Genomic DNA, 20,557 nt, shown 5'->3' with positions numbered 1-20,557 from the left:
AATACTTGTCGCGATTGCATGCCGAGAGGGATGCCCCGAGGGGTTCAATGATTAACCAGGCCGCACCGCCAGGTGTTGTTCTTCTTGGCGGTGTTCACGGCGCACTCGCGGCGGCACGCAGCCTTGGCCGCAAGGGGATTCCCGTCATCTACCTGACGGACGATCATCCGCTGCCGAAATTCTCCCGCTATGTTCGCGAAAGTCTGACGTGGCCGGGGCCGCAGGCGCCCGATGCTGCGCAACGCCTACTCGCCATCGCCGCGGAGCGGGGCCTTCGAGACTGGCTCCTTCTGCCATCCGCGGATGGGGACGCGCGGCTCATTGCCGAAAATCGTGCCCTGCTGGGGGAGCGGTTTCGTATCGTATCGCTCGACTGGAGCGCCTTGCAGCAACTTGCCGACAAAAACCATCTTGCCGGACTCGCCGAGCAGGTCGGAATTCCGTTTCCGCGCAGCTATCGTGTGGACACGGTGACCGGGATCGCAGCGCTTAATCCTGCCTTTCCGGTTCTCCTGAAACCGGCCCAGCGCGAGGCGCGCAACAGCTTCAGTCAGGACAAGGTCTGGCGCGCGGAAAACCGCGAAGAACTCACGGCCCTTTATAAGGACGCGGTTGGTTATTCGGGGTCCTCGGGTGTGGTGATACAGGACTATATTCCCGGCGAAGGCAGCCAGTATTCCTACGCGGCCCTGTGGTCGGCCGGTGAACCAGTCGCGGCGATGACGGTACGGCGGACGCGCCAGTACCCGTCCGATTTTGGCATCAGCTGCTTTATCGAGACAGTGGACGAGCCGAAGATCTGCGAGGTTGCGGAAAAGCTATTGCGCACGGCCCGTTATGAGGGGCTTGTCGAGATCGACTTCAAGTTTGACGTCAGGGACAACGAGTTCAAGCCTCTCGATGTCAATACAAGGGTCTGGGCGTGGCTCAGCCTCGGGGAGGTCGCAGGCCCGGATTTTGTGGCGATGCTTTATGACCTCGCGCACGGCAAGGTACCGGTGGTGCCGGCTAGGGTACGCGATTGCCGCTGGATGCACTTTAGCCGCGATATCCTTGCCGTGATGCGGCAGGGGACCGGGTCAGGGCTCTCAAGCTACCTCGCAAGCTTCCGAAGGCCGATTGCCTGGGCGACTTTCGCCCGGGACGATGTCTGGCCGGCTCTGGTCGAGGTTCCGGTGACGGTTTTGCGTATCCTGCGGCGGCGTCTATCCGGCGGTTGAAGGCACTTTCAAACTACCATAGTACCTAATATTGTGATTTCAATTTGTTAGGAAGCTCACACCCGGGCGGTGTTCGAAGCGGCCTGCATCTGCCGCTGTGCAGAATCGGAGAGGAAGCGATTCTGCGCCATGCGGCCCTTGCCGCTGGCGGCGATGTCACCAGTATGACAAAAACGCCGGAATGGCGCGGGCTTTTGAGATAGTGTTTCGCCTTGACTTGGCCCTGCATGGCTTATACAAACCGGCCACTTCACGGCAGGCGGTGAGCTTCCCTGTGTCGGAACGGACCACCTTTCATCCTTTGGGTTTCGGCCCGGTTTGAAACGGCACCAACCTCGACCCATGACGCTCAGACGCTGTCGACACTAACAGGCAATGCCAGAACGAAACTCAATCTCGGGCGCTTGCTGAGATTGGATTTGGATGCATGACCTTGGTGGTTTCGGGTCCTAACCCGGGGCAGGCTACGGTCCTCTGTGGTGTTTCAGCGCTTTCCGGTCAGTGATGGTCGGTTGGCGCGATTTCGTTTTGCGTGGGCGTTTGGCCCCGTGAAGAGAGTGGGGCATCCGCCCCGAATGAATTTGCGGGGCCGCAAGCCTCGCGCGAACAAGGGTGAAGGCGAATATGCCGACGATCAACCAGCTGATCGCAAAACCGCGTGTCCTGCAGAAGTCGCGCAAGAAGGTGCCGGCGCTGCAGCAGTCTCCGCAGAAGCGTGGTGTCTGCACGCGCGTCTACACGACGACGCCGAAGAAGCCGAACTCGGCGCTTCGTAAGGTCGCCAAGGTGCGCCTGACCAACGGCTTCGAGGTCATCGGCTACATCCCGGGTGAAGGCCACAACCTTCAGGAGCACTCGGTGGTCATGATCCGCGGCGGCCGCGTCAAGGACTTGCCCGGCGTTCGCTACCACATCCTCCGCGGCGTCCTCGATACGCAGGGCGTCAAGAACCGCAAGCAGCGCCGTTCGAAGTACGGCGCGAAGCGTCCGAAGTAAGCAGGAGCGGAAAACCCATGTCTCGTCGCCACTCCGCCGAAAAGCGCGAAGTCAACCCGGATCCGAAGTTCGGGAATATCGTTATCTCGAAGTTCATGAACTCGATCATGTACGACGGCAAAAAGTCGGTCGCCGAAAATATCGTTTACGGTGCGCTCGACACGATCGAAGCCAAGACCAAGCAGAGCCCGCTCTCGGTGTTCGAGCAGGCGCTGGAAAACGTGATGCCGACCATCGAGGTGCGCTCGCGGCGCGTCGGCGGCGCCACCTATCAGGTGCCGGTCGAAGTGCGCTCCACCCGCCGTCAGGCGCTTGGCATCCGCTGGATCATCGCCGCCGCGCGTGGCCGTAACGAAAAGACCATGACCGAACGCCTGTCGGCCGAGTTGCTCGATGCGTCGAACAACCGCGGCAACGCCGTCAAGAAGCGCGAAGACGTGCACAAGATGGCGGAAGCCAACCGTGCCTTCTCGCATTACCGCTGGTAACGGCGAAACGAACGGACATTAAGGAAAACGAGCCATGGCCCGCCAGCATCCCATCCAGGACTACCGTAACTTCGGTATCATGGCGCACATCGACGCCGGCAAGACCACGACGACCGAGCGTATCCTCTACTACACCGGCAAGAACCATAAGATCGGCGAGACCCACGAGGGCGCCGCGACCATGGACTGGATGGCGCAGGAGCAGGAGCGCGGCATCACCATTACGTCGGCTGCGACCACTGCGTTCTGGAACGGCAAGCGCCTGAACATCATCGACACCCCCGGCCACGTCGACTTCACCATTGAAGTCGAGCGTTCGCTGCGCGTGCTCGACGGTGCCGTGTGCGTTCTCGACAGCAACCAGGGTGTTGAGCCGCAGACCGAGACGGTCTGGCGCCAGGGCGACAAGTATCACGTGCCGCGCATCGTATTCTGCAACAAGATGGACAAGACCGGCGCCGACTTCTTCAAGTGCCTGTCGGACATCGTCGATCGTCTCGGTGCGAAGCCGGTTGCGATCCAGCTCCCGATCGGTGCCGAGAACAACTTCAAGGGCATGATCGATCTCGTCCGCATGAAGGCGCTCGTTTGGAATAACGAGTCGGCCGGTGCGATGTACGACGTCGAAGAGATTCCCGCCGATCTCGCCGATAAGGCGAAAGAATATCGCGAGAAGCTGGTTGAGGCCGCCGTCGAGCTCGACGACGACGCCATGGCTGCCTACCTCGACGGCAAGGAGCCGGAAGAGGCGACCCTCAAGACGCTGATCCGCAAGGCTGTGATCTCCGGTGCGTTCTATCCGGTGCTGTGCGGCACTGCGTTCAAGAACAAGGGTGTGCAGCCGCTGCTCGACGCGGTGGTTGATTATCTGCCGTCGCCGCTCGACGTGCCCGCGATCAAGGGCGTCGATGCGAACGGCAACGAGGTTCTGCGCCATGCGGACGACAAGGAGCCGATGTCGCTCCTCGCGTTCAAGATCATGGACGATCCCTTCGTCGGCACCATCACCTTCTGCCGCATCTACTCGGGCATCCTGCAGAGCGGCACAGGCGTCATCAACTCGACCCGCGAGAAGCGCGAGCGTATCGGCCGTATGTTGCTGATGCATGCGAACAACCGCGAAGACATCAAGGAAGCCTATGCCGGCGACATCGTCGCGCTGGCTGGCCTCAAGGAAGCGCGCACCGGTGATACGCTGTGCGATCCCGAGAACCCGGTGATCCTTGAAAAGATGGAATTCCCCGATCCGGTCATCGAGATCGCGATCGAGCCGAAGTCGAAGGCCGACCAGGAGAAGCTCGGCGTCGCACTCGCGAAGCTCGCTGCGGAGGATCCGTCCTTCCGCGTGACGACCGATCACGAGTCCGGCCAGACCATCCTGAAGGGCATGGGCGAACTCCATCTCGACATCAAGGTCGACATTCTGCGCCGTACCTACAAGGTCGACGCCAACATCGGCGCACCGCAGGTGGCGTTCCGCGAGAAGATCACCAAGCCCGCGGAAGTCGATTACACCCACAAGAAGCAGACCGGCGGTACGGGCCAGTTCGCGCGCGTCAAGTTCCAGGTCGAGCCGGCTGAGCCGGGCGCGGGCTTCCAGTTCGAGTCCAAGATCGTCGGCGGCGCGGTGCCGAAGGAATACATTCCCGGCGTCGAAAAGGGCCTCAACAGCGTGCTGACCTCCGGCGTCGTCGCGGGCTTCCCCGTGGTGGACGTCAAGGTGACGCTGATCGACGGCGCCTTCCACGACGTCGACTCCTCGGCGCTGGCGTTCGAAATCGCATCGCGCGCGGCTTTCCGCGACGCGCTGCAGAAGGGCAAGTCGGTTCTGCTTGAGCCGATCATGAAGGTCGAGGTGGTGACGCCGGAAGACTACACCGGTTCGGTGATCGGCGACCTCAACTCCCGCCGTGGCCAGATCCAGGGCCAGGACATGCGCGGCAACGCCAACGTCATCAACGCGATGGTGCCGCTCATGAACATGTTTGGTTACGTGAACAACCTGCGCTCGATGAGCCAGGGCCGCGCGACCTTCACAATGCAATTCGACCACTATGCTGAAGCGCCGGCCAACGTGTCGGCTGAAGTCCAGAAGAAGTTTGCCTGATTGTCTTTGGCGAAAGCTGAAGTCTGAACGGAGAGTGTCATGGCTAAAGAGAAATTCGAACGTAAGAAACCCCACTGCAACATCGGCACCATCGGTCACGTCGACCATGGCAAGACGTCGCTGACTGCGGCGATTACGAAGGTTCTGGCCGAGGCTGGTGGCGCTACGTTCACGGCTTACGATCAGATCGACAAGGCGCCGGAAGAGAAGGCCCGCGGCATCACGATCTCGACCTCGCACGTCGAGTACGAGACGCCGAACCGCCACTACGCGCACGTCGACTGCCCCGGCCACGCCGACTACGTGAAGAACATGATCACCGGTGCTGCCCAGATGGACGGCGCGATCCTCGTCGTGTCGGCCGCTGACGGCCCGATGCCGCAGACCCGCGAGCACATCCTGCTCGCCCGCCAGGTCGGCGTTCCGGCGATCGTCGTGTTCCTCAACAAGTGCGACATGGTCGACGATCCGGAGCTCCTCGAGCTCGTCGAGCTCGAAGTTCGCGAGCTGCTCTCGAAGTACAACTTCCCGGGCGACAAGATTCCGATCATCAAGGGTTCGGCGCTTGCCGCTCTTGAGAACTCCGACGAGAAGCTCGGCCGCGATGCGGTTCTCGAGCTCATGAAGAACGTCGACGAGTACATCCCGCAGCCGGAGCGCCCGGTTGACCAGCCGTTCCTGATGCCGGTCGAAGACGTGTTCTCGATCTCGGGCCGCGGCACCGTCGTCACCGGCCGTGTCGAGCGTGGCATCGTCAAGGTTGGCGAGGAAATCGAAATCGTCGGCATCCGTCCGACGCAGAAGACCACCGTCACCGGCGTTGAAATGTTCCGCAAGCTGCTCGATCAGGGTCAGGCTGGCGACAACATCGGCGCGCTGCTGCGCGGCACCAAGCGTGAGGACGTCGAGCGCGGTCAGGTTCTGTGCAAGCCGGGTTCGGTCAAGCCGCACACGAAGTTCAAGGCCGAGGCCTACATCCTCACCAAGGAAGAGGGCGGCCGTCATACCCCGTTCTTCACCAACTACCGTCCGCAGTTCTACTTCCGCACGACCGACGTGACGGGTGTGGTTCATCTGCCGGAAGGCACTGAGATGGTGATGCCGGGCGACAACATTGCGATGGAAGTGCACCTGATCGTGCCGATCGCGATGGAAGAGAAGCTTCGCTTCGCGATCCGCGAAGGCGGCCGCACCGTCGGTGCAGGCGTCGTAGCAAGCATCATCGAGTAACCAGCTTTCGTCATGCCCGGCCTTACGGCCGGGCATCCACGACTTCTTTTCGAGACGTAGATGGCCGGATCAACCCGGCCATGACGGAACAGAGAGATCAAGGCAATGAACGGCCAGAATATTCGCATTCGTCTCAAGGCGTTCGACCATCGGGTTCTCGATACGTCGACCCGCGAGATCGTGAACACGGCAAAACGCACCGGTGCGCAGGTTCGCGGGCCCATCCCGCTGCCGACCCGCATCGAGAAGTTCACCGTGAACCGTTCGCCTCACGTCGATAAGAAAAGCCGCGAGCAGTTCGAGATGCGCACCCACAAGCGCCTTCTCGATATCGTCGATCCGACACCGCAGACCGTCGATGCTTTGATGAAGCTCGACCTCGCCGCTGGTGTCGATGTCGAGATCAAGCTCTAAAACTTTTACGTTAGTCCGGTGTCCGGACAGAAAGAATAGGAAGCACGCCGATGCGCTCCGGAGTGATCGCACAGAAGGTCGGGATGATGCGGGTCTTTACAGAGGCCGGCGAACATATTCCTGTGACCGTGCTGAAGCTGGGCAACTGTCAGGTTGTCGGCCACCGCACCAAGGACAAGAACGGCTACACCGCGCTGCAGCTCGGCGCGGGGGCCCGCAAGTCCGTTTACATGCCGAAGGCCGAGCGCGGGCAGTTCGCCGTCGCCAAGGTTGAGCCGAAGCGCAAGGTGGCCGAGTTCCGCGTGTCCGAGGATGCGATCATCCCGGTCGGCGCCGAGATCCAGGCCGACCACTTCGTCGTCGGCCAGTTCGTCGACGTCACCGGCACTTCGATCGGTAAGGGTTACGCGGGCGGCATGAAGCGCTGGAATTTCGGCGGTCTTCGCGCAACGCACGGCGTCTCGGTCTCGCACCGTTCGATCGGTTCGACCGGCGGCCGTCAGGATCCGGGCAAGACGTTCAAGAACAAGAAGATGCCTGGTCACATGGGCGTTGATCGCATCACCACGCTGAACCTTCGCGTCGTCCAGACCGACGTCGAGCGCGGACTGCTGCTCGTCGAGGGCGCCGTTCCGGGCTCGAAGGGTGGCTGGATCACAGTGCGCGATGCCGTGAAGAAGCCGCTTCCGAAGGAAGCTGCGAAGCCGGGCAAGTTCAAGCTCGCCGACGGTGGCGATAAGGCTGCTGCTGCGCCGGAAGCGACGGCCGGGGAGGGCGCGTGATGGAACTGAACGTCACAACTCTTGAAGGCAAAGCCGCAGGTTCGGTGAATCTGTCGGACACGATCTTTGGTCTCGAGCCGCGCACGGACATCATCCAGCGCGTCGTCAACTGGCAGCTCGCAAAGCGCCAGGCTGGCACCCACAAGACCAAGGGTCGCGCCGAAATCGCCCGCACCGGCAAGAAGATGTACAAGCAGAAGGGCACCGGCGGTGCTCGTCACGGCTCGGCCCGCGTGCCGCAGTTCCGTGGCGGTGGCCGCGCGTTCGGTCCCGTCGTACGCAGCCATGCGTATGATCTGCCGAAGAAGGTTCGCGCGCTTGGCCTGCGCCATGCGCTGTCGGCGAAGGCGAAGGATGGCAGCCTTGTCGTTCTCGACAATGCCGAACTGAAGGACGCCAAGACCAAGGCGCTGATCGGTCACTTCTCGGGCCTCGGCCTCACCAGCGCGCTGATTGTCGATGGTGCCGAAGTGAACAACGGTTTCGCTCAGGCCGCCCGCAACATTCCGCACATCGACGTACTGCCGATCCAGGGCATCAACGTCTATGACATCCTGCGCCGTCAGAAGCTCGTGCTGACGAAGGCTGCAGTGGACGCGTTGGAGGCGCGCTTCAAATGAGCACTCAGGACCCGCGCCATTACGACATCATCGTCGCCCCGGTGATTACCGAAAAGGCGACGACGGCTTCCGAGCACAACAAGGTTGTGTTCAAGGTCGCCGCGAAGGCGACCAAGCCGCAGATCAAGGAAGCGGTCGAGAAGCTGTTCGACGTCAAGGTGAAGGGCGTCAACACGCTGGTCCGCAAGGGCAAGACCAAGACCTTCCGCGGCCAGTTCGGCTCTCAGTCGGACACCAAGCGCGCTGTCGTGACCCTCGAAGAGGGTCACCGCATCGACGTGACCACCGGACTGTAAGGTTCAACGACGATGGCATTGAAAACATTCAACCCCACGACGCCCGGCCAGCGCCAATTGGTGATGGTCGACCGCTCGGCGCTCTACAAGGGCAAGCCCCTGAAGAAGCTCACCGAGGGCAAGCACTCGAACGGCGGGCGTGGCAACACTGGCCGCATCACCGTGCGTTTCCGCGGCGGCGGCCACAAGCAGACCTATCGTCTGATCGACTTCAAGCGCACCAAGGTCGACGTTCCGGCGACCGTGGAGCGGCTTGAGTACGATCCGAACCGCACTGCGTTCATCGCGCTCATCAAGTACGCCGACGGCGAACTGTCCTACATCCTGGCGCCGCAGCGTCTCGCGGTGGGCGACACCGTGGTGGCCGGCTCCTATGTCGACGTGAAGCCCGGCAATGCGATGCCGATGGGCAACATGCCGGTCGGCACCATCGTCCACAACGTCGAGATGAAGATCGGCAAGGGCGGTCAGATGGCGCGCTCCGCCGGCACCTACGCCCAGATCGTCGGTCGCGACCACGACTACGTCATCCTGCGTCTCAACTCGGGTGAGCAGCGCATGGTGCATGGCCGCTGCATGGCGACCATCGGCGCGGTGTCGAACCACGACCACATGAACACCTCGATCGGCAAGGCCGGTCGCACCCGTTGGCTCGGCCGTCGCCCGCATAACCGCGGCGTCGTGATGAACCCGATCGACCATCCGCACGGCGGCGGTGAAGGCCGCACCTCGGGCGGCCGTCATCCGGTCACTCCGTGGGGCAAGCCGACCAAGGGCAAGAAGACGCGGTCGAACAAGTCGACCAACAAGTTCATTCTCATCAGCCGCCACAAGCGGAAGAAGAAGTAAGGATCGCCGGACATGGTACGTTCAGTCTGGAAAGGCCCGTTCGTCGAGGGTTCTCTGCTCAAGAAGGCAGATGCCGCGCGGGCAAGCGGCCGTCACGACGTCATCAAGATCTGGAGCCGTCGCTCGACGATCCTGCCGCAGTTCGTCGGACTGACCTTCGGCGTCTACAACGGCCAGAAGCACGTTCCGGTCGCCGTGAACGAGGAAATGGTCGGTCACAAGTTCGGCGAGTTCTCGCCGACCCGCACCTTCCATGGCCATGCTGGCGATAAGAAAGCCAAGAAGTAAGGCTTGAGGACTAAGTCATGAGCAAACCAAAGCGCGAACGCGCCCTTCCGGAGAATGAAGCAAAGGCGGTTGCCCGCATGCTTCGCGTGAGCCCGCAGAAGCTCAATCTCGTCGCGCAGTTAATCCGCGGCAAGAAGGCGGCGTCTGCGCTCGCTGACCTGCAGTTCTCGCGCAAGCGGATCGCGGTCGACGTCAAGAAGTGCCTCGAGTCCGCGATCGCCAATGCCGAAAACAACCATGACCTCGATGTCGACGCTTTGGTCGTCTCCGAGGCGCATGTCGGCAACGGCATGGTGATGAAGCGTTTCGCACCGCGCGGCCGTGGCCGCTCGGGCCGTATCTACAAACCGTTCTCGCAGCTGACGATCGTTGTTCGTCAGGTCGAGGCCGAGGCGAGCGCTTAAGAGGCGCAGGACAAAACGATGGGTCAGAAGATCAATCCAATCGGGCTGCGTCTCGGCATCAACCGGACCTGGGATTCCCGTTGGTTCGCCGGCAAGGGCGATTACGCAAAGCTCCTCCACGAGGACGTGCGCATTCGCGAAGTGCTGATGAAGGAGCTGAAGCAGGCGGCTGTGGCGCGCATCGTGATCGAGCGCCCGCACAAGAAGTGCCGCGTTTCAGTTTACTCGGCACGTCCCGGCGTGGTGATCGGCAAGAAGGGCGCCGACATCGACAAGCTGAAGAAGAAGGTCGCGGAGATCACCGAGTCCGACGTCGTCATCAACATCGTCGAGATTCGCAAGCCTGAGCTCGATGCGACGCTGGTCGCCGAATCGATCGCCCAGCAGCTCGAGCGCCGCGTGGCCTTCCGCCGCGCCATGAAGCGCGCCGTGCAGTCGGCGATGCGTCTCGGCGCCCAGGGCATTCGTATCAACTGCTCGGGTCGTCTGGGCGGCGCGGAAATCGCCCGCATGGAGTGGTACCGCGAGGGCCGCGTGCCGCTGCACACGCTGCGTGCCGACGTCGATTACGGCGTGGCGACGGCGTTCACCACCTTCGGTACCTGCGGCGTCAAGGTCTGGCTCTTCAAGGGCGAGATTCTCGAGCACGATCCGATGGCACAGGACAAGCGCCTGAACGAAGGCGGCGGTGACAGCCGCCCGCGTCGCGACGCGGCTTGATCGAAAGAAGAAAAGGTTTGAGGGCGTAAGCCATGATGCAACCAAAGAAGACAAAGTTCCGCAAGGCGCATAAGGGCCGGATTCACGGCGTCGCCTCGTCGGGCGCGACGTTGTCTTTCGGCCAGTTCGGCCTGAAGGCGATGGCGCCGGAGCGCATCACTGCGCGCCAGATCGAGGCTGCCCGTCGTGCGCTGACGCGCCACATGAAGCGTGTCGGCCGCGTCTGGATCCGCGTATTCCCCGATGTCCCGGTGTCGAAGAAGCCTGCCGAAGTCCGCATGGGCTCGGGCAAGGGTTCGCCGGAATTGTGGGTGGTCCGCGTCAAGCCCGGCCGCATCCTGTTCGAGATCGACGGCGTCAACGATCAGATCGCGCGCGAGGCGTTGACCCTTGCCGCCGCGAAGCTTCCGATCAAGACGCGCTTCGTTGCGCGCATCGCGGAGTAAAGAGATGGCACACAAGGCTGAAGACATCCGCGCGATGAGCGCCGATCAGATGGAGGATGCGATCCTCAATCTGAAAAAGGAGCGGTTCAACCTGCGCTTCCAGCGGGCGACCGGGCAGCTCGAGAATACCTCTCGGCTGCGCGAGGCGCGCCGCGACATCGCGCGCATCAAGACCATCGCTGCGCAAAAGCGCGCCGCGGACAGCAAGAAGAAATAAGGGGCGATCCAGATGCCGAAGCGTACTCTCCAGGGCGTCGTCGTCAGCGACAAGCAAGACAAGACTGTTGTCGTGCGCGTCGATCGCCGCTTCACCCACCCGATCTACAAGAAGACCATTCGCCGGTCCAAGAACTACCATGCCCACGACGAGAACAACGAGTTCAAGGCGGGTGACACGGTCTGGATCGTCGAGAGCAAGCCGCTCTCGAAGCTGAAGCGCTGGACGGTTGTCCAGAGCGAGAAAGAAAAAACCGCCTGAGATTAGCCCGGCCTCGCCGGACTGATTTCAAGCAAACTGTTTAAGAGGGCGTGATCTCGCGGGTTGGTTTCCGGGATCATGCCGTTAAGCGCTCTAGCGCATAGAAAGAGGACGAGGTGCATCAATGATTCAGATGCAGACCAACCTCGACGTGGCCGACAATTCCGGCGCGCGCCGTGTCATGTGCATCAAGGTGCTTGGAGGCTCCAAGCGTCGTTACGCCACCGTCGGCGACATCATTGTCGTGTCCGTCAAGGAAGCGATTCCGCGCGGCAAGGTGAAGAAGGGCGACGTCATGAAGGCGGTCGTCGTTCGCGTCGCGAAGGACATCCGCCGCGCTGACGGCTCGGTGATCCGCTTCGACCGCAACGCTGCCGTGCTGGTGAACAACCAGTCCGAGCCGGTCGGCACCCGTATCTTCGGGCCGGTGCCGCGCGAACTGCGCGCCAAGAACCACATGAAGATCATTTCGCTGGCGCCGGAGGTGCTGTGATGGCTGCCAAGATTCGCAAGGGTGACAAGGTCATCGTCCTCACCGGCCGCGACAAGGGTCGCACCGGCGAGGTGTTCGCGGTGCGCCCCTCCGAGGGGCGTGCGCTGGTTCGCGGTGTCAACATGGTGAAGCGTCACCAGAAGCAGACCCCGCAGCAGGAAGGCGGCATCATCTCCAAGGAGAGCCCGATCCACCTGTCGAACCTCGCTCTGCTCGACAAGGACGGCAAGCCGACCCGCGTTGGTTTCAAGATTGGGAAGGATGGCACCAAGGTGCGCATCGCCAAGAGCTCGGGAGCTGAGATCGATGGCTGAGACCGCATACATTCCTCGCCTGCGCGAGGTGTACGACCGCGATATTCGCAGCAAGCTGACCGAGCAGTTCGGCCTCACCAACGTGATGCAGGTGCCGCGGCTTGATAAGGTCGTGATCAACATGGGCGTCGGCGAAGCCGTCAACGACCGCAAGAAGGTCGAGCTCGCCGCGGGCGACCTCGCGCTGATCGCCGGCCAGAAGCCGATCGTCACCCATTCGCGGAAGGCGATCGCGACCTTCAAGCTGCGCGAAGGCCAGGCCATCGGCGCCAAGGTCACGCTGCGCAAGGCGAAGATGTACGAGTTCATCGATCGCCTGATCAACGTGGCGCTGCCGCGCGTGCGTGACTTCCGCGGCCTCAACCCCAAGAGCTTCGACGGCCGTGGCAATTACTCGCTCGGCCTGAAAGAGCACATCGTGTTCCCGGAAATCGACTACGACAAGTCGGGCGAATCCTGGGGCATGGACATTACGGTCTGCACCACCGCCGCCACCGACGAGCAGGCGAGGGCACTGTTGACCGCATTCAATTTCCCGTTCCGGCAGTGAGACGCTGAGCCAGGCGTTTCAAACGCGGAAAGGTATGGAGACTATCGAATGGCTAAAAAAAGTTCGGTCGAGAAGAACAATCGGCGTCAGAGAATGGTGAAGAATGCTGCGGCCAAGCGTGCGCGGCTGAAGGCCATCATCGCTGACAAGACGAAGCCGATGGAAGAGCGTTTCGCAGCGACGATGAAGCTCGCCGAGATGCCGCGCAATTCCTCGGCGACCCGCATCAAGAATCGCTGCGAGATCAGCGGCCGGCCTCACTCGGTCTATCGCAAGACCAAGATGAGCCGCATCGCGATCCGTGACTTCGGGTCCCGGGGTCTGATCCCGGGTCTCGTGAAGTCGAGCTGGTAAGGAGGGGCGCATGTCAACGCACGATCCGATCAGCGATCTCATCACCCGTATCCGCAACGCGCAGATGCGCTCGAAGTCCAAGGTTTCGACCCCGGGCTCCAAGATGCGCGCGAGCGTCCTCGAAGTTCTGAAGAGCGAAGGCTACATCCGTGGCTACGCCAGCGTCGAGCACGCGAGCGGCCACAACGAGCTCGAGATCGAGCTCAAGTATTTCGACGGCGAGCCGGTCATCCGCGAGATCGAGCGCGTCTCCAAGCCGGGCCGCCGGGTTTACGCATCGGTGAAGAACCTGCCGCGCGTCAACAACGGTCTCGGCATTTCGGTGCTGTCGACGCCGAAGGGAATCATGGCCGACCACGCCGCCCGTGAGGCGAACGTGGGTGGCGAAGTTCTCTTCACGGTGTTCTGAGGAAGGATAGAAGATGTCACGCGTAGGCAAACGGCCCGTCGCGATCGCCTCGGGCGTCACCGCGAATGTCGAAGGCCAGACCGTCAAGGTGAAGGGCCCGAAGGGAACGCGATCGTTCACCGTGCACGACGACGTGTCGGTGGAGCTGAAGGACAACGTGATCCGCGTCGCGCCGCGTTTCGAGACCAAGCGCGCGCAGTCGCTCTACGGCACGGCGCGTGCCCAGATCGCGAACCTCGTCGAGGGCGTCACCAAGGGTTTTGAGAAGAAGCTGGAAATCACCGGCGTCGGCTACCGCGCGGCCTTGCAGGGCAAGAACCTGCAGCTCTCGCTCGGCTACAGCCACGACGTGGTCTACCCGGTTCCGGAAGGCATCACCATCACGGTGCCGAAGCCGACCGAGATCACGGTTGCCGGCATCGACAGCCAACGTGTCGGCCAGGTCGCGGCCGAGATCCGCGGCTATCGCCCGCCCGAGCCTTACAAGGGCAAGGGTGTGAAGTACGCCAATGAATTCATCTTCCGCAAGGAAGGCAAGAAGAAGTAACGGAGCCGGTCATGTCGAAGCTCAAGATCACGAATGCCCGGCGCAAGCAGCGCGTGCGCATTGCCCTGCGGCGTGCCGCCGGCGGCCGTCCGCGCCTGTCGGTGTTCCGCTCCTCGAAGCACATCTACGCTCAGGTCATCGACGACCAGAAGGGCGAGACGCTTGCTTCCGCATCGTCGCTCGAGAAGACGATGCGCGAGGGTGGCAAGACCGGCGCCAACATCGACGCCGCGAAGGCGGTCGGCAAGCTCCTCGCGGAGCGCGCTGTGAAGAATGGCGTCAAGGAAGTTGTTTTCGATCGTGGCGGGTATCTCTACCACGGTCGCGTCAAGGCCCTGGCGGATGCGGCGCGCGAAAGCGGGCTCAGCTTCTAAAGGCTGATTGAAGTCACGGATTACGGACACAAGGACAGAAGCGCGAGCTTCTCAAGGATTGGACAGAACAATGGCAGCTGAACGCGAACGCGGTGGACGCGAACGGGGCGGTCGGGATCGGGACGAGCGCGACAGCGAGTTCGTGGACAAGCTCGTCCACATCAACCGTGTGGCGAAGGTGGTGAAGGGCGGTAAGCGTTTCGGCTTTGCTGCGCTCGTCGTCATCGGCGACCAGAAGGGCCGCGTCGGCTTCGGCCACGGCAAGGCTCGCGAGGTGCCGGAGGCGATCCGCAAGGCAACCGATTCCGCCAAGCGCAACCTGACCCGCGTGCCGCTGCGCGAGGGCCGCACGCTGCATCACGACATCGCCGGCCGCCACGGCGCCGGCCGCGTCTATCTGCGTGCTGCTCCGGCTGGTACCGGCATCATCGCCGGCGGCCCGATGCGCGCCGTGTTCGAGACGCTCGGTATTCAGGACGTGGTCGCGAAGTCGGTCGGTTCGTCGAATCCCTACAACATGATCCGCGCAACCTTCGACGCGCTGAAGCATCAGGATTCGCCGCGCTCGGTCGCCAACCGCCGCAACATCAAGGTTTCCGTGCTTCAGGCCCGCCGCGTCGGTGGCGATGCCGAGGCGAGTGCGGACTAACCACTCGCTGATTGGAGTTTGAGAACATGGCCAAGGCTGCCACCAAATCCGCAAAGACCGTGAAGGTCGAACAGATCGCGAGCGCAATCCGCCGTCAGAAGGCGCAGCGCGAGACTCTGATCGGCCTGCGCCTCAACAAGATCGGCCGCGTTTCCGAATTGCAGGACACGCCCTCCGTGCGCGGCATGATCGCGAAGGTTCAGCACCTCGTTCGCGTCGTCGACGAGAAGTAAGGATCAAGACAATGAAGCTCAATGAGATCGCCGACAACGAAGGCTCGCGCAAGAAGCGCACGCGCGTCGGCCGTGGCATTGGCTCCGGCAAGGGCAAGCAATCCGGCCGCGGCGGCAAGGGCCAGACCGCGCGCTCCGGCGTGCGTATCAAGGGCTTTGAAGGCGGCCAGATGCCGCTGCATCGCCGCCTGCCGAAGCGTGGTTTCAACAACATCTTCCGTGTCGAGCTGTCCGAGGTCAATCTCGACCGGCTGCAGGACGCGATCGATGCCAAGAAGCTCGATGCGTCGGCCACAATCAACGCCGAAGCGCTGGTGAAGTCCGGTGTACTGCGTCGGGCCAAGGGCGGCGTGCGGCTGCTCGGCCGCGGCGAACTGAAGTCCAAGGTTGCGATCGAAGTTCACGGCGCCACCAAGTCGGCGATCGAAGCGGTCGAGAAGGCCGGCGGGTCGGTGAAGATCCTCGCGCCGAAGAAGGACGAGGGCGAGGCGAAAGCTTCGTAATGAAGGGCGTCCGGCATTGCGCCGGGCGATCTCGTTGTTACCTCTTGGCCGACCTCGAATTGGCTGACCTCAAGACGGCGATGGCGGACGCAAGCCCGCCATGGAAGTGAAAGGACCGATACTCAATGGTCTCCGCAGCGGAACAACTCGCAGCCAACCTCAATTTCTCCTCGTTCGCGAAAGCCGACGAACTCAAGAAGCGCATCTGGTTTACGCTAGGTGCGCTCGTTGTTTATCGGCTGGGGACCTATATCCCGCTGCCGGGTATCGATCCGAACGTCTGGAGCCAGGTGTTCCGTTCGCAGGCCGGCGGCATCCTCGGCATGTTCAACATGTTCTCCGGCGGCGGCATCGACCGTATGGCGGTGTTCGCGCTGAACATCATGCCCTACATCTCGGCCTCGATTATCATTCAGCTTTTGCAGACCGTTTCCCCTCAGCTCGAAGCGCTGAAGAAAGAGGGCGAGGCCGGGCGCAAGATCATCAACCAGTACACCCGTTATCTCACCGTCGTGCTGGCCGCCTTCCAGGCCTATGGCATCGCGGTCGGCCTGCAGAGCGCGGGCAACGTCGTCTCGAACCCCGGTTACTTCTTCCTGATCTCGACCGCGGTGACGCTGACCGGCGGCACCATGTTCCTGATGTGGCTCGGCGAACAGGTGACCTCGCGCGGCATCGGCAACGGCATCTCGCTCATCATCATGGCGGGCATCGTCGCGGAATTGCCGTCGGCGATCGCGAGCACCCTCGAGCTTGGCCGGCAGGGCGCACTGTCGACGGTGCTGATCCTCGCGATCCTCGCGATGGCGGTCATCGTCATTGCCGTGATCGTATTCGTCGAGCGCGCACAGCGCCGCCTCCTGATCCAGTATCCGAAGCGTCAGGTCGGCAACCGCATGTTCGAGGGCCAGTCCTCGCACCTGCCGCTCAAGCTCAATACCTCGGGCGTGATCCCGCCGATCTTCGCATCGTCGCTGCTGCTGCTGCCGACGACGATCGCAAGCTTCAATGCCGGCAAGGGGCCGGAGTGGTTTCAGTGGTTGAACACCGAGCTCGGCCACGGCCGCCCGCTGTTCCTGATGCTCTATCTCGGCCTGATCGTGTTCTTCACGTTCTTCTACACCGCGGTCGTGTTCAACCCGACCGAGACCGCCGATAACCTGAAGAAGCACGGCGGCTTCATCCCCGGCATTCGTCCGGGTGAGCGGACGGCGGAGTATATCGACTACGTTCTGTCGCGCATCACGGTTGTCGGCGCGATTTATCTGGCGCTGGTGTGTCTGGTGCCTGAAATTCTGATTTCGTATGCGTCCGTGCCGTTCTATCTTGGTGGCACCTCGCTCCTGATCGTCGTCAGCGTGACGATGGATACGGTGTCGCAGGTGCAGGGCTATCTGCTGGCCCACCAGTATGAAGGCCTGATCCGCAAATCGAAGTTGAGGGGCCGCCGTAAATGAGACTTATCCTTCTCGGGCCGCCGGGGGCGGGCAAGGGAACGCAGGCGCAACGACTGGTTCAAAGGCACGGAATCGTTCAGCTCTCCACCGGAGACATGCTGCGCGCCGCTGTTGCAGCGGAGACCCCGACGGGTCTGATCGCCAAAGACATCATGGCAAGTGGTGGCCTGGTGCCGGACGAAGTCGTTGTCGGTATCATCGCCGATCGAATCGAGCAGGACGACGCCAAGGGTGGCTTCATTCTTGATGGCTTCCCGCGCACCGTGGCGCAGGCCGAGGCGCTCGACGAACTTCTGAAGAAGAAAAAGCTCAAGCTCGACGCCGTGGTTGAACTGCGCGTCAACGAGGGCGCGCTGCTCGCTCGTGTCGAGAATCGCATCGCCGAGATGCGGGCCCGCGGCGAGAACGTCCGTGCGGACGACACGCCCGAAGTGCTCGCCAAACGACTCGCGAACTATCGTGAGCAGACAGAACCGCTGGTCCACTACTACGCGGACAAGCGTGCACTAGTCACCGTCGACGGCATGATGCCGATCGAGGAGGTGACGGGGGCGATCGAGCGGGTGCTGTCGGCAATCACCGAGCCGAACGAGCCGGCTCAGGCCGCGACCCGGAAGACGACCGTCAAGCGTGCCGCGACTCGGGCGACCAAGACCCGTTCGGCGAAATCCGCCTCGAAGGCCCCTGCGAAGGCCCGTTCGGCCAAGAAGGCTGCCAAATCCGCGAAGAAGGCCGCCAAGTCTGCAAAGAAGGCCGGGAAGGCAGCCAAGAACGGCGCCAAAAAGGCTGCCAGCGCTCGGAAGACTGCCAAGAAGGCGCCTCGCAAGGTCGCCAAAAAGACTGCGAAGAAGGTCACTAAAAAGGTATCCAGTGGTGGTAAGAAGGCCGCAACGGGTGCCAGCCGGGGCGGTCGCAAGGCTGCCGCGGGAACCAGCCGGAACTCGACCGGGCGGGCCGTCAAGGCCCGGTCGGCAGGGACCCGGAAGGCCGTGAAAAAGCTCGTGAAGGGCCGTTCCAAGACCGCCAAACGGTTGACGAAACGACGGTGAATCCATTAATACCCAGCATCCAGTCGGATAGGTTTCAGACGATGCCGGGCCCCAGATGGAAACGGGCAGGGCGTCGTGTTTGCTTTTGGGAGTTCGATTACTTGAATTCGAAGAGCTGACAGGCGCCCCGACGAAATAAAGAAACAGCTGCCGTGAGGCGGCGACAGGAGTGAAGACCGTGGCCCGCATTGCAGGCGTCAATATTCCGACCAACAAGCGCGTCATCATTGCGCTTCAGTACATTCATGGCATCGGCCAGAAGAACGCAGCCGACATCGTCGAGAAGGTGAAGATCCCGCTCGACCGTCGCGTCTCGCAGTTGACCGACCAGGAAGTGCTGCAGATTCGCGAAATCATCGACCGCGACTATCTCGTCGAGGGTGACCTCCGTCGCGAGACCGGCATGAACATCAAGCGTCTGATGGACCTCGGCTGCTATCGCGGCCTGCGTCATCGCCGCGGTCTGCCGGTGCGTGGCCAGCGCACCCATACCAACGCGCGCACCCGCAAGGGTCCCGCCAAGGCGATCGCCGGCAAGAAGAAGTAATCCTGACGGCTTGACCGTATCATCCCCGGATTGCGCGAGAGCGAACCGGGGACGTCAGGACGACAGGAATGCGCGCATGGCCGGGGAAGGGTCCGGCCATCGTGAAGTGAATATCAATTTCCCCAGCGTCTGGAATTACGGACGCGCTTGAAGGAAGACAAAATGGCTAAAGAAGTTGCTCGTGTCCGCCGCCGCGAACGTAAGAACATCGCGTCCGGCGTCGCGCATGTGAATTCCTCGTTCAACAACACCACCATCACCATCACCGATGCACAGGGCAACACCATTGCCTGGTCGTCGGCCGGTACGATGGGTTTCAAGGGTTCGCGCAAGTCGACCCCGTATGCGGCTCAGGTTGCCGCCGAGGATGTCTCGAAGAAGGCGCAGGAACACGGCATGCGCACGCTCGAGGTTGAAGTGGCGGGCCCCGGTTCGGGCCGTGAGTCGGCGTTGCGCGCGCTGCAGGCGGCGGGCTTCACCGTCACCTCGATCCGCGACGTGACGACGATCCCGCACAATGGCTGCCGGCCGCGCAAGCGCCGCCGCGTCTGATGCTTTCTGGTCGCGGCCGTTCTCGGCCGCGATTGTTTTGAATTGATGCCGCGCGGAATGAACCGCGCTCTCCAACGCCGAAGCTCGAGCTTCGGAATGTCAGGGGTGAAAACGTGACGATCCAGAAAAATTGGCAAGAACTCATCCGTCCGAACAAGCTCCAGGTTACGCCGGGCTCCGACCCGTCCCGCTTCGCCACGCTGGTGGCGGAGCCGCTTGAGCGCGGCTTCGGCCAGACGCTCGGCAACGCGCTGCGTCGCGTGCTGCTGTCCTCGCTGCAGGGTGCGGCGGTGCAGTCGGTGCACATCGACGGCGTGCTGCACGAGTTCTCCTCGATCGCCGGTGTGCGCGAAGACGTCACCGACATCGTGCTCAACATCAAGGACATCTCGATCAAGATGCAGGGCGAAGGCCCGAAGCGCATGGTGATCAAGAAGCAGGGTCCGGGCGTCGTCACGGCAGGTGACATCCAGACCGTCGGCGATGTCGTCGTCCTCAATCCCGAGCTGCAGCTCTGCACGCTCGACGATGGCGCCGAGATCCGCATGGAGTTCACCGTCGACACCGGCAAAGGCTATGTCGCGGCTGATCGCAATCGCCCCGAGGATGCGCCGATCGGCCTGATCCCGGTCGACAGCCTGTTCTCGCCGGTGCGCAAGGTTTCCTACAAGGTCGAGAACACCCGTGAGGGCCAGATCCTCGACTACGACAAGCTGACGCTGACGATCGAGACCAACGGCGCGATCACGCCGGAGGACGCGCTCGCTTACTCCGCGCGCATCCTGCAGGACCAGCTCAACGTGTTCGTGAACTTCGAAGAGCCGCGCAAGGAAGTCGTTCAGGAGATTATCCCGGACCTCGCCTTCAACCCGGCCTTCCTCAAGAAGGTGGACGAGCTCGAGCTGTCGGTGCGCTCCGCCAACTGCCTGAAGAACGACAACATCGTCTACATCGGCGACCTCGTGCAGAAGTCGGAAGCGGAGATGCTTCGCACCCCGAACTTCGGCCGCAAGTCGCTGAACGAGATCAAGGAAGTGCTGGCCCAGATGGGTCTGCATCTCGGCATGGAAGTGCCGGGCTGGCCGCCGGAGAACATCGACGAGCTCGCCAAGCGCTTCGAGGATCATTACTGAGCAACTGTCATTCCGGATGTCGCTGACGCGGCGTCCGGAATGATGAATACCCACC

General features: G+C 62.2%; 31 protein-coding genes. All 31 read left to right on the top strand.

The window, feature by feature from the left end:
- Positions 1-47 precede the first annotated feature (47 nt).
- Positions 48-1,220: a carboxylate--amine ligase gene (locus OCA5_RS11735; RefSeq protein WP_012562827.1), complete on the top strand. Its 1,173-nt coding sequence runs from the start codon at positions 48-50 to the stop codon at positions 1,218-1,220.
- Positions 1,221-1,844: 624 nt separating this feature from the next.
- Positions 1,845-2,216, top strand: a complete 372-nt coding sequence (gene rpsL / locus OCA5_RS11730; protein ID WP_012562829.1) for a 30S ribosomal protein S12 — start codon at positions 1,845-1,847, stop codon at positions 2,214-2,216.
- 17 nt (positions 2,217-2,233) lie between these two features.
- Positions 2,234-2,704, top strand: a complete 471-nt coding sequence (gene rpsG, locus OCA5_RS11725) for a 30S ribosomal protein S7 (protein WP_012562830.1) — start codon at positions 2,234-2,236, stop codon at positions 2,702-2,704.
- A gap of 34 nt (positions 2,705-2,738) precedes the next feature.
- Positions 2,739-4,811, top strand: coding sequence for an elongation factor G (fusA, locus tag OCA5_RS11720; protein ID WP_012562831.1), 2,073 nt, complete (start codon positions 2,739-2,741; stop codon positions 4,809-4,811).
- A gap of 39 nt (positions 4,812-4,850) precedes the next feature.
- Entirely contained in the window at positions 4,851-6,041 is a 1,191-nt protein-coding gene (gene tuf / locus OCA5_RS11715; protein WP_012562832.1) for an elongation factor Tu, read from the top strand.
- Between the two features lie 105 nt (positions 6,042-6,146).
- Positions 6,147-6,455, top strand: coding sequence for a 30S ribosomal protein S10 (gene rpsJ, locus OCA5_RS11710; protein ID WP_012562833.1), 309 nt, complete (start codon positions 6,147-6,149; stop codon positions 6,453-6,455).
- A 50-nt stretch (positions 6,456-6,505) separates the two neighbouring features.
- A complete protein-coding gene (gene rplC / locus OCA5_RS11705; protein ID WP_012562834.1) occupies positions 6,506-7,237 on the top strand; it encodes a 50S ribosomal protein L3 in 732 nt (243 codons plus the stop codon).
- Positions 7,237-7,857 carry a 50S ribosomal protein L4 gene (gene rplD, locus OCA5_RS11700; protein ID WP_012562835.1) on the top strand — a complete coding sequence of 207 codons (621 nt, stop codon included), beginning with the start codon at positions 7,237-7,239 and terminating at the stop codon, positions 7,855-7,857. Before rplC ends, rplD begins: the two co-directional genes overlap by 1 nt.
- Positions 7,854-8,153, top strand: coding sequence for a 50S ribosomal protein L23 (locus OCA5_RS11695; protein WP_012562836.1), 300 nt, complete (start codon positions 7,854-7,856; stop codon positions 8,151-8,153). The genes rplD and OCA5_RS11695 overlap by 4 nt, the downstream gene beginning before the upstream one ends.
- A gap of 12 nt (positions 8,154-8,165) precedes the next feature.
- Positions 8,166-9,002 (top strand): 50S ribosomal protein L2, encoded by an 837-nt coding sequence (rplB, locus tag OCA5_RS11690; RefSeq protein ID WP_012562837.1) that lies wholly within the window; start codon positions 8,166-8,168, stop codon positions 9,000-9,002.
- A 12-nt stretch (positions 9,003-9,014) separates the two neighbouring features.
- Positions 9,015-9,290: a 30S ribosomal protein S19 gene (gene rpsS / locus OCA5_RS11685; RefSeq protein WP_012562838.1), complete on the top strand. Its 276-nt coding sequence runs from the start codon at positions 9,015-9,017 to the stop codon at positions 9,288-9,290.
- A 17-nt stretch (positions 9,291-9,307) separates the two neighbouring features.
- Positions 9,308-9,694 carry a 50S ribosomal protein L22 gene (gene rplV, locus OCA5_RS11680; RefSeq protein ID WP_012562839.1) on the top strand — a complete coding sequence of 129 codons (387 nt, stop codon included), beginning with the start codon at positions 9,308-9,310 and terminating at the stop codon, positions 9,692-9,694.
- Between the two features lie 18 nt (positions 9,695-9,712).
- Positions 9,713-10,414 (top strand): 30S ribosomal protein S3, encoded by a 702-nt coding sequence (gene rpsC / locus OCA5_RS11675; protein WP_012562840.1) that lies wholly within the window; start codon positions 9,713-9,715, stop codon positions 10,412-10,414.
- Between the two features lie 32 nt (positions 10,415-10,446).
- Positions 10,447-10,860 (top strand): 50S ribosomal protein L16, encoded by a 414-nt coding sequence (rplP, locus tag OCA5_RS11670; RefSeq protein WP_012562841.1) that lies wholly within the window; start codon positions 10,447-10,449, stop codon positions 10,858-10,860.
- A 4-nt stretch (positions 10,861-10,864) separates the two neighbouring features.
- On the top strand, positions 10,865-11,077 hold the full coding sequence (gene rpmC, locus OCA5_RS11665) for a 50S ribosomal protein L29 (protein ID WP_012562842.1): 213 nt from the start codon (positions 10,865-10,867) through the stop codon (positions 11,075-11,077).
- Between the two features lie 12 nt (positions 11,078-11,089).
- Complete coding sequence (gene rpsQ / locus OCA5_RS11660) at positions 11,090-11,338, top strand: 30S ribosomal protein S17 (RefSeq protein WP_012562843.1); 249 nt, start codon at positions 11,090-11,092, stop codon at positions 11,336-11,338.
- 124 nt (positions 11,339-11,462) lie between these two features.
- A complete protein-coding gene (gene rplN / locus OCA5_RS11655; protein ID WP_012562844.1) occupies positions 11,463-11,831 on the top strand; it encodes a 50S ribosomal protein L14 in 369 nt (122 codons plus the stop codon).
- Positions 11,831-12,145 (top strand): 50S ribosomal protein L24, encoded by a 315-nt coding sequence (gene rplX / locus OCA5_RS11650; protein WP_012562845.1) that lies wholly within the window; start codon positions 11,831-11,833, stop codon positions 12,143-12,145. The genes rplN and rplX overlap by 1 nt, the downstream gene beginning before the upstream one ends.
- A complete protein-coding gene (gene rplE, locus OCA5_RS11645) occupies positions 12,138-12,695 on the top strand; it encodes a 50S ribosomal protein L5 (RefSeq protein WP_012562846.1) in 558 nt (185 codons plus the stop codon). The genes rplX and rplE overlap by 8 nt, the downstream gene beginning before the upstream one ends.
- Before the next feature lie 48 nt (positions 12,696-12,743).
- Positions 12,744-13,049 (top strand): 30S ribosomal protein S14, encoded by a 306-nt coding sequence (rpsN, locus tag OCA5_RS11640; protein WP_012562847.1) that lies wholly within the window; start codon positions 12,744-12,746, stop codon positions 13,047-13,049.
- Positions 13,050-13,059: 10 nt separating this feature from the next.
- Positions 13,060-13,458, top strand: a complete 399-nt coding sequence (gene rpsH, locus OCA5_RS11635) for a 30S ribosomal protein S8 (protein ID WP_012562848.1) — start codon at positions 13,060-13,062, stop codon at positions 13,456-13,458.
- Between the two features lie 13 nt (positions 13,459-13,471).
- Complete coding sequence (rplF, locus tag OCA5_RS11630; RefSeq protein ID WP_012562849.1) at positions 13,472-14,005, top strand: 50S ribosomal protein L6; 534 nt, start codon at positions 13,472-13,474, stop codon at positions 14,003-14,005.
- An 11-nt stretch (positions 14,006-14,016) separates the two neighbouring features.
- Positions 14,017-14,379 (top strand): 50S ribosomal protein L18, encoded by a 363-nt coding sequence (rplR, locus tag OCA5_RS11625; protein WP_012562850.1) that lies wholly within the window; start codon positions 14,017-14,019, stop codon positions 14,377-14,379.
- A gap of 70 nt (positions 14,380-14,449) precedes the next feature.
- Complete coding sequence (gene rpsE, locus OCA5_RS11620) at positions 14,450-15,028, top strand: 30S ribosomal protein S5 (RefSeq protein WP_012562851.1); 579 nt, start codon at positions 14,450-14,452, stop codon at positions 15,026-15,028.
- 26 nt (positions 15,029-15,054) lie between these two features.
- Positions 15,055-15,261: a 50S ribosomal protein L30 gene (gene rpmD / locus OCA5_RS11615; protein ID WP_012562852.1), complete on the top strand. Its 207-nt coding sequence runs from the start codon at positions 15,055-15,057 to the stop codon at positions 15,259-15,261.
- 11 nt (positions 15,262-15,272) lie between these two features.
- On the top strand, positions 15,273-15,764 hold the full coding sequence (gene rplO / locus OCA5_RS11610; RefSeq protein WP_012562853.1) for a 50S ribosomal protein L15: 492 nt from the start codon (positions 15,273-15,275) through the stop codon (positions 15,762-15,764).
- Positions 15,765-15,889: 125 nt separating this feature from the next.
- A complete protein-coding gene (gene secY, locus OCA5_RS11605) occupies positions 15,890-17,221 on the top strand; it encodes a preprotein translocase subunit SecY (RefSeq protein ID WP_012562854.1) in 1,332 nt (443 codons plus the stop codon).
- Complete coding sequence (locus OCA5_RS11600) at positions 17,218-18,270, top strand: adenylate kinase (protein ID WP_012562855.1); 1,053 nt, start codon at positions 17,218-17,220, stop codon at positions 18,268-18,270. Before secY ends, OCA5_RS11600 begins: the two co-directional genes overlap by 4 nt.
- Before the next feature lie 178 nt (positions 18,271-18,448).
- Complete coding sequence (gene rpsM, locus OCA5_RS11595) at positions 18,449-18,817, top strand: 30S ribosomal protein S13 (protein WP_013913202.1); 369 nt, start codon at positions 18,449-18,451, stop codon at positions 18,815-18,817.
- Positions 18,818-18,979: 162 nt separating this feature from the next.
- Positions 18,980-19,369 carry a 30S ribosomal protein S11 gene (gene rpsK, locus OCA5_RS11590; protein WP_013913201.1) on the top strand — a complete coding sequence of 130 codons (390 nt, stop codon included), beginning with the start codon at positions 18,980-18,982 and terminating at the stop codon, positions 19,367-19,369.
- A gap of 113 nt (positions 19,370-19,482) precedes the next feature.
- Complete coding sequence (locus OCA5_RS11585) at positions 19,483-20,502, top strand: DNA-directed RNA polymerase subunit alpha (RefSeq protein ID WP_012562858.1); 1,020 nt, start codon at positions 19,483-19,485, stop codon at positions 20,500-20,502.
- Positions 20,503-20,557 lie beyond the last annotated feature (55 nt).

It is taken from the genome of Afipia carboxidovorans OM5 (genome assembly GCF_000218565.1).
Taxonomy (GTDB): domain Bacteria; phylum Pseudomonadota; class Alphaproteobacteria; order Rhizobiales; family Xanthobacteraceae; genus Afipia; species Afipia carboxidovorans.
This window is presented reverse-complemented; position numbering and strand designations above follow the sequence as displayed.